The sequence below is a fragment of the Streptococcus oralis subsp. oralis genome (assembly GCF_000960035.1).
Classification (GTDB): Bacteria; Bacillota; Bacilli; order Lactobacillales; family Streptococcaceae; genus Streptococcus; species Streptococcus oralis_G.
This window is the reverse complement of sequence record NZ_JYGR01000005.1, coordinates 255,342-270,947: the sequence shown is the minus strand read 5'-3', so window position 1 is coordinate 270,947 and position 15,606 is coordinate 255,342. Positions and strand designations below refer to the sequence as shown.

Here is a 15,606-nt window from a genome sequence, read left to right as displayed (position 1 = left end):
TGAGTTCCTTTCTATCTTAGCTGATTCGCCACTTGAGGTAAGCATCGATAAAACCATCAAGGTCTCCATCCATCACCTTATCTACCTGAGCAACTTCAAAGCTTGTACGGTGATCTTTTACCATAGTATAAGGCGTGAAAACATATGAACGGATTTGGCTTCCCCATGTGATTTCTTTTTTCTCACCTTTAAGGGAATCAACTTCCGCAGCTTTCTTTTCTTGTTCCATTTGATAGAGCTTAGCCTGCAACATCTTCATGGCACGATCTCTATTTCCATACTGGGTACGATCGACCGTTGATTGGACGACAGTTCCCGTAGGAATGTGTGTCAAACGCACACCTGTTGAAACCTTATTGACGTTTTGTCCACCAGCACCACCTGAACGGAAGGTATCCATTTTGATATCATCTTCACGAATCTCCACTTCGATGGTATCATCCAACTCAGGCATAACCTCTACGGATGTAAAGGAAGTATGGCGTCGTTTGGCAGAGTCAAATGGCGAAATACGGACTAAACGGTGAACACCCATTTCTGATTTAAGTAGGCCATAAGCATTGGGTCCTTCAAAAGACAAGGTCACAGACTTGATACCTGCTTCATCACCAGCTTGGTAATCCAAGACTTCTACTTTAAAGCCTTTGGCATTTCCATAACGAGTGTACATACGAAGCAACATATCGCCCCAGTCCTGAGCCTCAGTACCACCAGATCCTGGATGGATTTCCAAGATTGCATTATTATGGTCATAAGGTTCTGACAAGAGAAGGGTCATCTCATAGCTAGTCATCATCTTATCCAGTTCTGTCAACTGTTCGACCAGTTCATCATGGACTGACTCGTCTTCTGCTAAAAAGTCCAATAAAATCTCAACTTCATCCTGCAACTCTTCCATTTTACGGAAGGTGTTGTAGGTGTTTTTTAATTCATTTAATTCTTGCGACGTTTTTTGGGCCGCGATATTATCGTTCCAAAAATCAGGTTCTGTCATCTTGTTTTCCAAGATGGCAATCTCTTCCTCTAAGCCTTCGAGGTCAAAGAGACCCCCTAAAAGAAGCTAATTTTTCACGATTTGCGTCAATTTTTTGACGAATTTCTGAAATGTCCATAGATACTCCTTTTCATATCGTTTTATTATACCATAATCTCTCATTTCTTTCCATATTTTGCTTTTCACCGCTTTTGATGGCAGAAGAAAAGAGGCTTTAAAGCCTCTTGTTTAAAGGACTTTAGCAGAGGTATGAGTGATCTCCTCCACTTGAATTCCTTCTTTTTCAAACTTTTCCTTTAATGCAGTCAAATCGATTTTTCCATCAATTTGAACTTCGATGACGACCTTGCCATCCTTACGTGGAATGTTGACAGTATGGGAAATATTTAAATCCTCTTCTACAATTAGAGCTACAATTTTCCCCAGTACTCCGACTTCATTTTCTGTAATGAAACGAACACGAATCCCCTCTTCTCCGTATCCAGCGATTTCCAAGAAAGCCTGAAAAACATCGCGATCTGTAATGACGCCGTAGACCTGATGATTGTCTACGACTGGTAATATCCCAATTTTATTTTTCAGCATCAGGTAGGTCGCATCTTCTAGACTAGCATAGCCAGAAACCGTCACGACATCTCGAATCATTACATCTTTTACTTTGGTTTTATTCAGAAGATAATTCATCTCATAGATAGAGAGACTGGTTGCTTTAGATGGGCTGGCTTCCGCAATGGTTCCTTCTGTTACCAATCCGACTAATTGATCGTTTTCGATAACAGGTAAACGGTGCAAGCCTTGCTCGCGCATCAAATCTGCTGCGTGTGCTACAGTCGTATCTGGACTGATATAAACTACCTTACGGGTCATGAAATCTTTAACTGCCATGAGACTTCTCCTTCTATATTGCTACTTTTATTATACACTTTCTTAGAAAATCTATCAAACGCTTTCATCTCTTTTTCAAGATTTTGAATAATCTGAGTCTTTTACAAAAAAGAGCTCTGATCTAGAGCTCTATATGTGCAAGTTAGCAAACATTATTTATATTTCTTTCAGTTGTTAAGGATACTACCAACTAGTATTGAAAACCTATTATCATCTCCATCCACAACCTAAACTAGTCTACCAGACTAAAGGAGAATAGCTGCACAATTCTTATCCTCCGACTAAAACAATCCACTGGATTGGATGATTACTTGCGCAATCCTTATCCGCCAACTAAAAAGGTCCCCCGGACTATAGAGGGATTGCGTGCGCAATCTCCATCCACAACCTAAACTAGTCTCCCAGACTAAAGGAGAATTTGCTGCACAATTCTTATCCGCCGACTAAAAAGGTCCCCCAGACCTTTTTAGCCACCTAGATATGCTTTTCTGACTTCATCTGATGCTGCGAGTTCTTTTCCTGTTCCTGATAGGACAATCTTTCCTGTTTCAAGTACATAACCTCGATCAGAGATAGCAAGGGCCTTGTTGGCGTTCTGTTCAATTAGGAGAACCGTTGTTCCTTGCTTCTGAATATCTTGAATGATATCGAAAATTTCTTGGATAAAGATCGGGGCAAGTCCCATTGACGGCTCATCCAAGAGAAGGAGCTTAGGTGTAGACATGAGAGCGCGTCCCATAGCAAGCATCTGCTGTTCACCACCTGAAAGAGTTGCCGCATCTTGGTTTTTACGTTCTTCCAAACGAGGGAAACGTGAAAAGACTTTTTTCAAGTTGGCTTGATTTTCTTCACGATTTTTCTTCAAGAAAGCTCCCATTTCCAAGTTTTCCATAACAGTCAAACCTGGGAAAACATGGCGTCCCTCAGGAACTTGTGAAAGGCCACCTGCTACGATTTTTTGCGCAGGCAACTTTTGAATTTCTTTTCCTAAAAACTGAATTTTACCAGCACTTGGACGAACCAAACCTGAAAGGGTACGAAGAATGGTTGTTTTACCAGCACCATTGGCACCGATAAGGGAAACAACTTCACCTTCATTAACCTCGAAACTTACATCACGAACTGCTTGGATCATACCGTAATGCACAGAGAGGTTTTCAACTTTTAACATAGACATTAGGCTTCACCTCCTAGATAAGCTTCAATAACGCGTTTGTTGTTCTTGATCTCATCCGGAGTCCCATGAGCAATCAACCGACCATATTCAAGAACATAGATACGCTCAGTGACTTCCATAACCAAATTCATGTCATGTTCGATAAGCATGATGGTAATTTTAAATTCATCTTTGATACGACGGATCAATTCTGTCAATTCAGCTGTTTCTTGTGGATTCATCCCAGCTGCAGGTTCATCCAAAAAGAGGATTTTAGGTTCAGTTGCCAGAGCACGAACGATTTCTAATCGACGTTGTTGACCATAGGCCAGATTCTTCGCAAGAGTATCTGCGTCGCCATCCAAATCAAAAATCTTCAGTAAGTCCAAAGCTTTGCTTTTTAATTCTTCCTCGTTCTTATAAAAAGCTGGTAGGCGTAGGAAGCTCGCAAGGACATGTTGTTTATGATGATTGCTAAATGCGATCAAAACATTTTCCAAAACTGTCAAGTCCTTGAACAAACGAATATTTTGGAAAGTACGACTGAGACCAAGTGAAGCAATCTTATAGGGAGTTTTCCCATTTAGGAGATGACCATCTAGTGTCACAGTACCTTCGCTTGGTTCATAAACGCCGGTCAGAAGATTGAAAAGGGTTGTTTTACCAGCCCCGTTTGGTCCAATCAGACCAACCAATTCTCCCTCGTTCAATTCAAGAGTGACATCTCCAACAGCTGTTAGACCGCCAAAATGTTTGGTTAACTGTTTAACTTCAAGTAATGCCATTAGTTTTGTCCCTCCTTCTTCGATTTTTTAAAGAAACGTGATAGACTCAATTCCCATGTCCCAAGAAGTCCACCTGGTCTGAAAATCATGACCAATACAAGAGCCAAAGCGTAGATGATCATACGTACGCTTGCTACATCCTGAAGGAGCATATTTAAAATTCCTAAAACAATCGCTGAAACGATGGTACCAGTAATGGATCCAAGTCCACCAAATACAACGATAATCAACACGTTGATGGAATTAATAAAGGTGTAATCTTTTGGGACAACAGATCCGATAAAACCAGCCTGAAGTGAACCCGCAATACTTGCTGTAATAGCACCAAAGACAAAAGCAATAATCTTGATCTTTGTAGTGTTTACCCCAACAGACTCTGCAGCAATCTCATCCTCACGAACAGATAGAGTAGAGCGTCCAATTGGACTACGTAAGAAGTTGAGAGTTGCAATAGTTGTGATCACCACAAATAGATAAACCATTTGCCAGTTGGTAAAGTTTGGAATACCCAAGATACCAGCAGCACCGTTGGTCAAACTACCACCATTAATGATAAAGATACGAATGATTTCTGAAACACCTAGTGTCGCAACAGCCAGGTAATCACCCTTCAAACGGAGTGTTGGAATCCCAACGAGCAAAGCGACTGCACCAGAAATCAAGGCACCCAAGACCATTGCTCCAAAGAAGGCACCATAGGTTGGTGATTTTGAACCAATAATCGCTGCTGCATAAGCCCCAATCGCCATAAAACCTGCATGACCAAGTGAGAATTGACCTGAAAAACCAACGATTAAGTTCAAACCTACTGCAAGGATGATATTAATCCCAATTTGTTCTAAAATTTGGACATGGAATAGATTGAGAACACCAGCAGAAACCAGTACACTAATCAATCCATAACCCGCTAACAGAAGGAATAACCAGAGAATATTTACTTTAAGATTTGTCTTCATTGTTTACACCTTCTCTTTCACATTCTTACCAAGGATACCTGCAGGTCGAACAATCAGAATCAAAAGCAAGATCCCATATACGATAGCATCACGGAAATCAGACATACCGAAGGCAGTAGCAAATGTTTCCAACAAGCCAATTACAAATCCCCCTAGAGCTGCACCAGGAATAATCCCGATACCACCGAGTACGGCCGCAACGAATGATTTTAGACCTGGAGTCACACCCATCAAAGGTTCAAGAGAGTTGTAGTAAAGGGCAATAAGGACACCTGCTGCACCAGCAAGGGCTGAACCCAAAGCAAAGGTAAAGCTGATTGTACGATTTACATTAATTCCCATCAATTGAGCTGCGTCGCTATCAACTGATACTGCACGCATGGCTTTCCCCATTTTTGTTTTTTGGACGATCAATTGTAATAAAACCATCAAGAGGACAGAAACTGCTAAAATCATCAATTGAACATTTGTCAAGCTAATTGGTCCCAATTCAAAGCGGACTGTTTCAATTGCTTGAGGGAAGGCACGAGTATTGGCGCCTACTAGATAAACCATTCCGTATTCCAGTAGGAAAGACACTCCGATGGCAGTAATCAATACAGCAATACGTGTGGAGTGTCGTAAAGGACGGTAGGCAAGAAACTCAATCACAACACCAAGTAGTGCGGTCCCTGCCATTGAAATAATTAAAGCTAAAAAGAAATCCATTTGGAAAGAATTAATCAAAAAGTAACCAATAAAGGCACCCATCATGTAAATATCGCCATGGGCGAAGTTGATGAGTTTGATAATTCCATAAACCATGGTATAACCCAGAGCCAAAAGTGCATAAACACTACCCAGAATTAGACCATTCACAAGTTGTTGGAGCATAGCATTCACTCTTTTCTATCGTTATTTTTTAGAAAATCTCATTATTTTCACAAGTTCATAAACACCGAAACAGGGAGTGAGTCAAAGGCTCATTCCCCATTTCAATTACTATTCTAATGTTATGGTTTTACAACTTCTGCTTCTTCAACTTTACCATTGTTCATGGTCATCATGTAAGCAGTTTTCACTGTATTGTGGTCAGCATCAAAGCTTGTTTGACCAGTTACACCATCAAAATCTTTGGTTTTAGCAAGGTTGTCCTTGATCTCACCTGAGTTTTTAGCACCTTTTGCAGCATTTGCTACTAGGTAAACTGAGTCATAGGCCAAAGCTGAGAATGTTGAAGGTTCTTCGTTGTATTTAGCACGATATGCTTCAAGGAAAGCTTTAGCTTTTGCAGAAACATCAACAGTAGTTGAGAATCCTGAGATGAAGTAAATGTTTGATGCTCTTTCAGCAGTTGCTTGTTGAACAAATTCTTCACCGTTAAATCCATCACCACCAATGATTGGTTTATCAATTCCCATACCACGAGCTTGGTTTACAATTTTACCTGCTTCTGTGTAGTAACCTGGAACTACGATAGCGTCAAACTCTTTCCCTTTCATTTTAGTAAGGGCTGCTTGGAAGTCAGTATCACCTGCTACAAACGTTTCATCTGCTACAATCTCACCCTTGTAGGCTTCGCGGAAAGATTTAGCAATACCTTTAGCATAGTCACTAGCGTTGTCAGTATAAAGAACAACCTTCTTAGCATTCAATTTGTTTGTTACATAGTTAGAAATAATCTTCCCTTGGAAGCTATCTTGGAATGTTCCAATAAATAGGTAATCTTGACCTTTAGTCAAACCGTCTTGAGTAGCACTTGGTGAAATCAATGGCACTCCAGCTTTAGTAGCATTAGCTACAGCTGCAGCAGTTGCACCAGATGTCGCAGGTCCTACAATAGCTGCTACTTTTGATTGGGTAACAAGGTTTGTTGTAACAGAAGCTGCTTCAGCAGTTTCTGACTTGTTGTCTTTGTCTACAACTTCGATTTGTTTTCCATCAATTCCACCTGCAGCGTTGATTTCGTCTACAGCAAGTTGGGCACCTTTTTGTTCAGCTGTACCATAAGCTGCCACAGCACCTGTCTCTTCAAAGTTAAAACCGATTTTAATTGTTTTCTCGTCTACTGGATTTCCAGTTGTGTTTGACGCTCCTGACTTAACCTCTCCACAGGCAGCAAGAAGAGCCACACTAGCAAGAGCCACAAAAGATAGGGCAAATTTTTTCTTCATTTTTAATCTCCTTATAGTTGTTTCAAAAAATAGTATGTTAAGAATATACCGAATTATCAGAAAATTGTCAATACATTTATTTAATTTTTTAAATGATAACGTTTTCTTCGTTACGATAGAGATTCCCAACGAAGGGAGTTTCTAGCTCTTGAATATGGCAACGTCTAATTTTCTTGATATATCTTTCCTTACCTAATCTCTCAACTAAGTCATCTAACTCCTCAGTTGGAACATAGAGCTGCAAGTAACGATGTTTTTTGGAATGGTAACAGATATCACCGTATTCCTGAATTTTCTTTGCATCTCGATTATAGTAGAGATAGATGATTAATCCTGATCGATTTGTTTTTTCAAACATGAGGAATCCTCTTTCTAAGAAATCTTCTCCTATTATATCAAAAAAAGCAAACTCCGTCGAGTTTGCTTTCTAGGTTGCTTAGCTTAAAGAATTATTGGCCATGATTTCATCAATAAAGCCATATTCAAGTGTTTCTTGGGCACTCATCCAGTAATCACGTTCTGCATCTGCATGAATTTGCTCGACTGATTTACCAGAGTTATCTGCAAGGATTTGCTCCAAAGTCTTACGAGTTTTGAGCAAGTGCTCTGCAGCAATTGCCATATCGGTTTGTTGGGTACCACCACCTGTACCACCCATTGGTTGGTGAATCATGTACTCTGCATTTGGAAGCATGAAGCGTTTGCCTTTTGCGCCACTTGATGCGATGACAGTCCCCATAGATGCAGCCATCCCCATAACGATAGTTTGGACATCAGCCTTGATAAAGTTCATAGTATCAACGATTGCCAAACCAGCTGAAACAGATCCTCCAGGTGTGTTGACATAAAGGTAAATATCTTTTGTGCTGTCTTGGGCATCCAAGAAGAGCAACTGAGCAATAACGGAGTTGGCCATGTTGTCTTCAACTGGACCTGTTAGCATGATGATGCGGTCTTTCAGAAGACGAGAGTAAATATCATAGGAACGTTCTCCACGGCTTGTTTGTTCAATAACTACAGGAATCATTCATTTCTCCTTTTAATGTTGAATTTTCTTAGTCTTACGACTCAATACAGAACTATTATATCTTTTTGGTCAAAAAAGGTCAAATTTTTGCTCTATTCTCTAAACAGAAACAAAAACTCAACCTCCTTTCAAGTCAAAAACGAACTTCTAATTTCAGTATTTACTTTGGGATTTTATTTAGTACCGAACAAGCGGTCTCCAGCATCTCCAAGACCTGGAACGATATAACCGTGTTCGTTCAAGCGTTCATCCAAGGCTGCTGTAAAGATTTCTACATCTGGGTGTGCTTCTTGAAGGGCTTTCACTCCTTCTGGAGCAGATACTAGGCAGACAAACTTGATATTTGAAGCGCCTCGTTTTTTAAGGGAATCTACTGCCAAGATTGCTGAGCCACCTGTTGCCAACATTGGATCAACGACAAAGATTTGACGTTGGTCAATATCCTCAGGCAATTTCACCAAGTATTCAACTGGTTGAAGGGTTTCTTCATCACGGTACATACCGATATGACCAACTTTGGCTGCTGGAACCAAGCTCAAGAGGCCATCTACCATCCCGATACCTGCGCGCAAGATTGGGACAATCGCCAATTTTTTCCCAGCCAATTGTTTTTGAACGGTCTTTGTGATAGGTGTTTCGATTTCCACGTCTTCAAGTGGAAGATCACGAAGTACCTCATATCCCATCAACATCGCAATCTCATCTACTAGTTCACGAAAAGCTTTTGTAGAAGTATCTGTACGTCGCAAGATTGACAATTTGTGTTGAATGAGTGGATGATTAATGACTTCAATTTTTCCCATTTTCTGAGTTCCTTCTTTCAATTTATTCTTCTTATTATATCAAAAAACGGTTTAAAAAGCTGTCTAAACCATTTATTTTAATTAATTTCTATATCAAATCTGCCTCTTGAAGAGCTGTCTGAACAGTCTCTAATGGTAAATGGGTCAACTCGGTGCCTTTTTCATGATAAAGGTACTGGGCATAGTCATCCATTCGGTACTGGTTGATATAAACCACGCGCTTACAACCAACTTGTAGCAGTTGTTTGGTGCAGTTCAGACACGGAAAATGGGTCACATAGGCTGTAAATCCTCTTGGAACCCCTCGCTCAGCCCCTTGGAGAATAGCATTAACCTCGGCGTGAAGGGTTCGAACACAGTGACCTTCAATGACCAGACATTCGTGGTCAATACAGTGCTCCGTTCCTGATACGGAACCATTGTAGCCCGTTGAAATGACTTTATTGTCCTTTACTAGGACAGCTCCCACTTTGGCACGTTTGCAGGTCGAACGATTGGCAATCAGTAAAGCCTGGGCTGCAAAGTACTCATCCCAAGCCAGTCTTTTTTCTGTCATAGCTCTTCTCCTTTTCCTCTATTTTTTGAAAAATGGCAAGCGTAAATCAGCAATCTTTTCAGCTGGAACCTTCATGCCATCCTTGATCCATTTGAGCAGAACCGATACGATGGCAGAACTCCAAAAGGAATGAAGGTAGCTGCTGACACCTTTTGACTTTCCATGGTATTTTTCTAGAAATTCCTGCATGGCTTGGACAAAAATCTTTTCCAAATGGTAATCCAGAGCAAGTTGGATAACCTTGGCTTCTTTCTTGGCTGCGCGGAAAAGGTGTACCCAGACTAGATAAAGGTCTGTTTTAACATCGTAATGGCTCAACTGTTCCATAATGTTATGGACACTGCGTTTAAAAACACTTTCCAAAATCTCTTCTTTGGAGTCATAGTTACGATAGAAGGCAGCACGAGAGACGCCCGCCCGTTTGACCAGCTCCGAAATACTGATCTTGGCCAAGTCTTTTTTCTCTAGAAGTTGCAAAAGAGCCGTCTCGATTGCTTCTCTGGTTAAAAAATTGGATTCTTGATTTGATTTTCTGAGATTTTCAAGAGATTTTTCAGATATTTTACGTTCAGACATAACAATTTCTTTCTACTTGTGACAACAGAGAGGTGGTACTTTTGTTTCAAGGGCTTTCATGATATAATTGTAAAAAAAGACAGAACCTTTGTCAATGTATAAGTGACAAAGATGGAGAATTTCTATGACTTGGAAGATTGTAGCTGACTCTGGTTGTGATTATCGTCAACTGGCAACTCCTGCTATTGATACGGAATTTGTTAGTGTTCCTTTAACCATTCAAGTAGCTGATCAGGTCTTTATCGATGATGCCAATCTTAACATTGACCACATGATGGAAACCATGTATGCGACTTCTGAGGCTTCAAAATCAGCTTGTCCTAGCCCTGATGATTACTTGCGAGCATTTGAAGGTGCTAAGCATATCTTTGTCGTTACTATCACTGGTACTCTTTCAGGTAGCCATAATAGTGCACAACTCGCTAAAAATATCTACCTTGAAGAACATCCTGACACTCAGATTCATGTAATCGATACTTTGTCTGCAGGTGGGGAGGTTGACTTGATTGTCGAGAAAATCAATGAATTGATTGATCAAGGACTTTCTTATGAGGAGATTGTTGAAGCGATTACAACCTACCAAGAAAAAACCAAGTTGCTCTTTGTCCTCGCTAAGGTTGATAACTTGGTAAAAAATGGTCGTTTGAGCAAGCTGATCGGTACGGTCGTTGGCCTTCTCAACATCCGTATGGTCGGAGAGGCGAGTAATACTGGAACCCTAGAACTGCTCCAAAAAGCGCGTGGGCCAAAAAAATCCCTTCAAGCAGCCTATGAGGAACTCATCAAGGCTGGCTACGCTGGTGGCCGTATCGTCATGGCTCATCGCAGCAATGAAAAATTCTGTCAGCAATTGTCAGAACGCTTGCTGGAAACCTTCCCACAAGCGGATATCAAAATCATCCCGACGTCTGGTCTCTGCAGTTTCTATGCAGAAGATGGCGGTTTGTTGATGGGATATGAAATCAACTAAGATTATGAGCAACAAGAGATGCCAAGCATCTCTTGTTTTTTGTGGTACAATAGAGCTATGAAACATTTTGATACTATTGTCATCGGTGGTGGACCTGCTGGCATTATGGCTACCATTTCCAGTAGCTTTTATGGTCAGAAAACTCTTCTCATCGAAAAAAATCGGAAACTCGGAAAAAAATTAGCTGGTACTGGTGGTGGTCGTTGCAATGTAACTAACAACGGAACTCTAGATGACCTACTAGCTGGCATCCCTGGAAATGGACGCTTTCTATACAGTGTCTTTTCCCAGTTTGATAACCATGATATCATCAACTTTTTCACGGAAAACGGTGTTAAACTTAAGGTCGAGGACCACGGACGCGTCTTTCCTGCTAGTGACAAGTCTCGAACTATTATCGAGACACTAGAAAAGAAAATCACTGAACTCGGTGGTCAAGTTGCTACTCAAACAGAAATTGTTTCTGTTAAAAAGATAGACGACCAGTTTGTCCTTAAGTCCGCAGACCAAACCTTCACTTGTGATAAACTCATTGTCACAACAGGTGGTAAATCCTATCCTTCTACTGGTTCAACTGGTTTTGGGCATGAGATCGCCCGCCATTTTAAGCATACCATTACTGAGCTTGAAGCCGCTGAAAGTCCTTTATTGACAGATTTCCCCCATAAGGCCTTGCAAGGAATTTCACTAGACGATGTGACCTTAAGCTATGGCAAGCATGTCATCACCCACGATTTGCTCTTTACCCACTTTGGTCTATCCGGTCCTGCTGCCCTACGCATGTCTAGCTTTGTCAAGGGCGGAGAGGTTCTTTCACTGGATGTTTTACCTCAACTTTCTGAGAAGGACTTGATTGCATTTCTAGAAGAAAATCGGGAAAAATCCTTGAAAAATGCTTTAAAAACCTTGTTGCCAGAACGCTTGGCAGAATTTCTTGTGCAAGGCTATCCTGAAAAAGTCAAACAACTGACTGAAAAGGAACGCGAACAACTTGTCCAATCTATCAAGGCTCTCAAAATTCCTGTCACTGGTAAAATGTCATTGGCTAAGTCCTTTGTAACTAAAGGCGGTGTCAGTCTCAAGGAAATCAATCCTAAAACTCTGGAAAGTAAGCTCGTTCCTGGACTCCACTTTGCAGGCGAGGTACTGGATATCAATGCCCACACGGGTGGCTTCAACATCACTTCTGCCCTCTGTACCGGCTGGGTGGCAGGCTCCAATCCAATAAATACCAAGTAAGAAAGGAAGTCCTTTGGAACATATTATTTTACTAAGAGGCGTTACTCCTAATGGAAAAAATGCTATCCCGAAAATGTCTTATTTGGTAGATATTTTGACAGAAGCTGGTTTTCAACACGTTCGAACCTATATTCAAAGTGGCAATATCATTCTTGAGAGTGACTCAGATTTAGAAGAAATACGAGAACGCGTTCATACTTTGATAAAGGAAAAAATTGGGGCCGACTTAAAAATGGTTATCAAGAATAAGAACGATTTTGAAAAGATTGTTCATGAGAATCCATTTAAAGAAGACTATCTTCATGATCGTGTGCATGTAATTCTTTATCAAGGACTTATCCAAAGTCTGCCACTAGAAAAATTGAAAACTGACTACGGCGAGGAAGAAATCTGTGTAGGCGATTACTGTCTCTACCTCTATCTTCCTAGAACTGCAAAACAAAAAAAGCTCAATACCAACTATCTTGAAAAATTGTTTGGTGTGGATCTGACCATGCGAAAGTTAAACGTAGTGGAAAAGTTACTAACAAAATAGGAAAAACAATATGAACAGACGAGAATTAGTCGAATTTGTCAATATGTGTATGATTCAAAACGGAGACAAGGTTCTGGTTCAAGACCGAGTTAATCCCGACTGGCCTGGCATTACTTTTCCTGGTGGTCATGTTGAACGTGGCGAATCCTTTGTCGATGCTGTCATTCGTGAAGTGAAAGAAGAAACTGGTCTGACCATTTCCAAACCCCAACTCTGTGGTATCAAAAACTGGTACGATGACAAGGATTATCGTTATGTCGTCCTTTTTTACAAGACAGAATACTTTACTGGTGAACTCCAGTCTTCAGACGAAGGGAAAGTTTGGTGGGAAGATTTTGACAATCTTTCTCATCTAAAACTTGCAACCGATGATATGTCTGATATGCTTCGTGTGTTTCTAGAAGAAGATCTCAGTGAATTCTTTTACTACAAAGACGGTGACGACTGGCTTTATGATTTGAAGTAAAAAATAGGCTAGGAAATTCCTAGCCTATTTATTCTGCATTTGTCTGAACGTAAGTTGCAATAACATCTGATGTGTATTGGGCTGTTCCAGGTCCAAATTTGTCAATGTTTTCCTTAAACTCTGGGTTGTAAACGTAGCCTTTACCGATATGGCCGAATACTTCAATAGAGCAGTCAAATCCATAAGTACGAATAGCTTGCAATAGTTTGGCTGCTTGCTCTTGGTTTTCGGCCGCTGTTGCAAGCAGACCAGCTTGAAGGTTTTGAGCCAAAACTTGAAAAACTTGGTTAAAGGCAGTCGTAGCCTCATCTTCGTGACCTTTCTGGCGTTCAAGCGCTTGGTCCATAACTTCTTGACCATATTTCTCTACCGCTTCTTGGTGGTATTTTTGATTGTCTTGATAGCTAAATCCAGTGAATTTTTCCTCAATGGTCATTTTTCTTTCTCCTTTTTGTTCTTGAATGGTTTTTTGCAAGGTGGAAATCAAGGTATCCAGATGTTGCCTTTCTCGAGTTAGATAGTCCAACTGCCTAGTCAAATGAGGCAATAAATCTTTCCTTTCTTCCTTTAACAGCTCTGCTATTTTTTCTAAAGAAAAGCCTAGATATTTGTAATACAGAATGACCTGAAGTCGTTCCAAATCCTCTTGACTATAGGTTCGATAGCCGTTTTCCGACTTTAAGGGAACCAAGAGCCCTATCTTATCGTAGTGGTGCAGAGTCTTGACAGAGACACCTGAAAGCTGCGCAGCTTCTTTTATATGGTACATGATTTCCTCCTTATACTCAATGAAAATCAAAGAGCAAACTAGGAAGCTAGCCGCAGGATGCTCAAAGTACAGCTTTGAGGTTGCAGATAAAGCTGACGTGGTTTGAAGAGATTTTCGAAGAGTATTACATTGATAGTATAACCCCTCCCCCTAGGTCAGAGTCAAGCGTTTTTGAGAAAAATTTTTAACTTTTTGAGAAAGGTGTGAAAACTTGAAAATGGTTTTCTTGACAGACCTTTGAAAACATGATAGGATAGTCAAGTCTATCAATCAAACAGAAGGCTCATAGAGAGCCATTGAGAGAAGGCTATTTGACAACTCAAGTAGCCTTTTCTTATTTTAAAAAACGAGATTGGAGTTTCAACTATGTCAGAAAAATCGCAATGGGGCTCGAAACTAGGCTTTATACTAGCATCTGCTGGTTCAGCTATCGGACTTGGAGCCGTTTGGAAGTTCCCCTACATGACTGCTGCTAATGGCGGTGGAGGCTTTTTACTGGTCTTTCTCATCTCCACTATTTTAATCGGCTTCCCGCTCCTGCTGGCTGAGTTTGCCCTTGGCCGTAGTGCTGGCGTTTCCGCTATCAAAACCTTTGGAAAACTTGGTAACAATAGCAAGTACAATTTTATCGGTTGGATTGGTGCCTTTGCCCTCTTTATCCTCCTCTCCTTTTACAGTGTTATCGGAGGATGGATTCTAGTCTATCTAGGTATTGAGTTTGGGAAATTGTTCCAACTTGCTGGGACGAGTGATTATGCTCAGTTATTTACTTCAATCATTTCAAATCCAGCCATTGCCCTAGGAGCACAAGCTGCCTTTATCTTATTAAATATCTTTATTGTATCACGTGGGGTTCAAAAAGGGATTGAAAGAGCTTCGAAAGTCATGATGCCTCTGCTCTTTATCATCTTTGTCGTGATTATTGGGCGCTCTCTCAGCTTGCCAAATGCCATGGAAGGCGTTCTCTACTTCCTCAAACCAGACTTTTCAAAACTAACTAGCGCTGGTCTCCTCTACGCGCTGGGACAATCTTTCTTTGCTCTCTCACTAGGGGTGACAGCCATGCTGACCTATTCATCCTACTTGGACAAAAAAACTAACCTGGTCCAATCAGGGATTTCCATCGTAGCCATGAACATCTCGGTATCCATCATGGCAGGTCTAGCCATTTTCCCAGCCATGTCAGCCTTCAATATCCAGTCTGAAGGGGGACCAAGCCTGCTCTTTATCGTCTTGCCTCAACTCTTTGACAAGATGCCTTTTGGAACTATTTTCTACATTCTTTTCCTCTTGCTTTTCCTCTTTGCGACGGTTACTTCTTCTGTCGTGATGCTGGAAATCAATGTGGGCAATATCACCAACCAGGACAACAGCAAACGTGCTAAATGGAGTGCTATTTTAGGAATCTTGACCTTTGTCTTTGGAATTCCTTCAGCCCTTTCTTACGGTGTTATGGCGGATGTTCACATCTTTGGGAAGACCTTCTTTGATGCTATGGACTTCTTGGTTTCCAATCTCCTCATGCCATTTGGAGCTCTCTGCCTGTCACTTTTTACAGGCTATATCTTTAAAAAGGCTCTTACTAAGGAGGAACTCCATCTTGATGAAAGAGCATGGAAACAAGGACTTTTCCAAGTCTGGCTTTTCCTCCTTCGTTTCATCATTCCAATCATCATCATTGTGGTTTTCATCGCCCAATTTATGTAATCAAAAAGGACTTGAGTAATAAACTCAGG

General features: G+C 40.9%; 18 protein-coding genes. 5 read left to right on the top strand and 13 right to left on the bottom strand.

Annotated elements, in window-relative coordinates; genetic code table 11:
* Window positions 1-16: 16 nt before the first annotated feature.
* The 12 genes from prfB to TZ92_RS04425 form a co-directional block, all read right to left on the bottom strand.
* Window positions 17-1,112, bottom strand: a protein-coding gene (prfB, locus tag TZ92_RS04480) for a peptide chain release factor 2 (protein WP_096753628.1) whose coding sequence is annotated in 2 segments (ribosomal slippage) — window positions 17-1,039 and window positions 1,041-1,112 — 1,095 coding nt in all. Because the reading frame shifts where the segments join, the coding sequence is not laid out codon by codon here.
* Window positions 1,113-1,222: 110 nt separating this feature from the next.
* Window positions 1,223-1,879 carry a CBS domain-containing protein gene (locus tag TZ92_RS04475; RefSeq protein WP_000268644.1) on the bottom strand — a complete coding sequence of 219 codons (657 nt, stop codon included), beginning with the start codon at window positions 1,877-1,879 and terminating at the stop codon, window positions 1,223-1,225.
* A 466-nt stretch (window positions 1,880-2,345) separates the two neighbouring features.
* A complete protein-coding gene (locus TZ92_RS04470) occupies window positions 2,346-3,056 on the bottom strand; it encodes an ABC transporter ATP-binding protein (protein ID WP_000062207.1) in 711 nt (236 codons plus the stop codon).
* A complete protein-coding gene (locus tag TZ92_RS04465) occupies window positions 3,056-3,820 on the bottom strand; it encodes an ABC transporter ATP-binding protein (protein WP_001186014.1) in 765 nt (254 codons plus the stop codon). Before TZ92_RS04465 ends, TZ92_RS04470 begins: the two co-directional genes overlap by 1 nt.
* Entirely contained in the window at window positions 3,820-4,776 is a 957-nt protein-coding gene (locus tag TZ92_RS04460; protein WP_000856262.1) for a branched-chain amino acid ABC transporter permease, read from the bottom strand. The genes TZ92_RS04465 and TZ92_RS04460 overlap by 1 nt, the downstream gene beginning before the upstream one ends.
* A gap of 3 nt (window positions 4,777-4,779) precedes the next feature.
* Window positions 4,780-5,649, bottom strand: a complete 870-nt coding sequence (locus TZ92_RS04455; protein WP_033629441.1) for a branched-chain amino acid ABC transporter permease — start codon at window positions 5,647-5,649, stop codon at window positions 4,780-4,782.
* 119 nt (window positions 5,650-5,768) lie between these two features.
* Window positions 5,769-6,929: an ABC transporter substrate-binding protein gene (locus TZ92_RS04450; RefSeq protein ID WP_033629440.1), complete on the bottom strand. Its 1,161-nt coding sequence runs from the start codon at window positions 6,927-6,929 to the stop codon at window positions 5,769-5,771.
* An 88-nt stretch (window positions 6,930-7,017) separates the two neighbouring features.
* Complete coding sequence (locus TZ92_RS04445; protein ID WP_000462100.1) at window positions 7,018-7,287, bottom strand: YlbG family protein; 270 nt, start codon at window positions 7,285-7,287, stop codon at window positions 7,018-7,020.
* 78 nt (window positions 7,288-7,365) lie between these two features.
* The gene (gene clpP / locus TZ92_RS04440) at window positions 7,366-7,956 is read right to left on the bottom strand and encodes an ATP-dependent Clp protease proteolytic subunit ClpP (protein WP_000613467.1); all 591 of its coding nucleotides are present in this window, start codon (window positions 7,954-7,956) and stop codon (window positions 7,366-7,368) included.
* A 173-nt stretch (window positions 7,957-8,129) separates the two neighbouring features.
* Window positions 8,130-8,759, bottom strand: coding sequence for a uracil phosphoribosyltransferase (upp, locus tag TZ92_RS04435; protein ID WP_000515974.1), 630 nt, complete (start codon window positions 8,757-8,759; stop codon window positions 8,130-8,132).
* Between the two features lie 88 nt (window positions 8,760-8,847).
* Window positions 8,848-9,315, bottom strand: coding sequence for a deoxycytidylate deaminase (locus TZ92_RS04430; RefSeq protein ID WP_000136990.1), 468 nt, complete (start codon window positions 9,313-9,315; stop codon window positions 8,848-8,850).
* 18 nt (window positions 9,316-9,333) lie between these two features.
* Window positions 9,334-9,891, bottom strand: coding sequence for a TetR/AcrR family transcriptional regulator (locus TZ92_RS04425; RefSeq protein ID WP_000003897.1), 558 nt, complete (start codon window positions 9,889-9,891; stop codon window positions 9,334-9,336).
* A 124-nt stretch (window positions 9,892-10,015) separates the two neighbouring features.
* Between TZ92_RS04425 and TZ92_RS04420 the strand changes: the two genes are divergently transcribed.
* Genes TZ92_RS04420 through TZ92_RS04405 form a run of 4 tightly spaced genes read left to right on the top strand, consistent with a single transcriptional unit; the run spans window position 10,016 to window position 13,101 of the window.
* On the top strand, window positions 10,016-10,861 hold the full coding sequence (locus tag TZ92_RS04420; RefSeq protein WP_033629439.1) for a DegV family protein: 846 nt from the start codon (window positions 10,016-10,018) through the stop codon (window positions 10,859-10,861).
* A gap of 57 nt (window positions 10,862-10,918) precedes the next feature.
* Window positions 10,919-12,100, top strand: a complete 1,182-nt coding sequence (aao, locus tag TZ92_RS04415) for an aminoacetone oxidase (protein ID WP_033630160.1) — start codon at window positions 10,919-10,921, stop codon at window positions 12,098-12,100.
* Window positions 12,101-12,113: 13 nt separating this feature from the next.
* A complete protein-coding gene (locus tag TZ92_RS04410; RefSeq protein WP_033629438.1) occupies window positions 12,114-12,635 on the top strand; it encodes a DUF1697 domain-containing protein in 522 nt (173 codons plus the stop codon).
* Window positions 12,636-12,645: 10 nt separating this feature from the next.
* Window positions 12,646-13,101, top strand: a complete 456-nt coding sequence (locus TZ92_RS04405) for an 8-oxo-dGTP diphosphatase (RefSeq protein ID WP_033629437.1) — start codon at window positions 12,646-12,648, stop codon at window positions 13,099-13,101.
* Window positions 13,102-13,129: 28 nt separating this feature from the next.
* Here TZ92_RS04405 and TZ92_RS04400 read toward each other — a convergent pair whose 3' ends face one another.
* The gene (locus tag TZ92_RS04400) at window positions 13,130-13,870 is read right to left on the bottom strand and encodes a MerR family transcriptional regulator (RefSeq protein ID WP_033629436.1); all 741 of its coding nucleotides are present in this window, start codon (window positions 13,868-13,870) and stop codon (window positions 13,130-13,132) included.
* Window positions 13,871-14,236: 366 nt separating this feature from the next.
* Between TZ92_RS04400 and TZ92_RS04395 the strand changes: the two genes are divergently transcribed.
* On the top strand, window positions 14,237-15,577 hold the full coding sequence (locus TZ92_RS04395; RefSeq protein WP_033629435.1) for a sodium-dependent transporter: 1,341 nt from the start codon (window positions 14,237-14,239) through the stop codon (window positions 15,575-15,577).
* Window positions 15,578-15,606 lie beyond the last annotated feature (29 nt).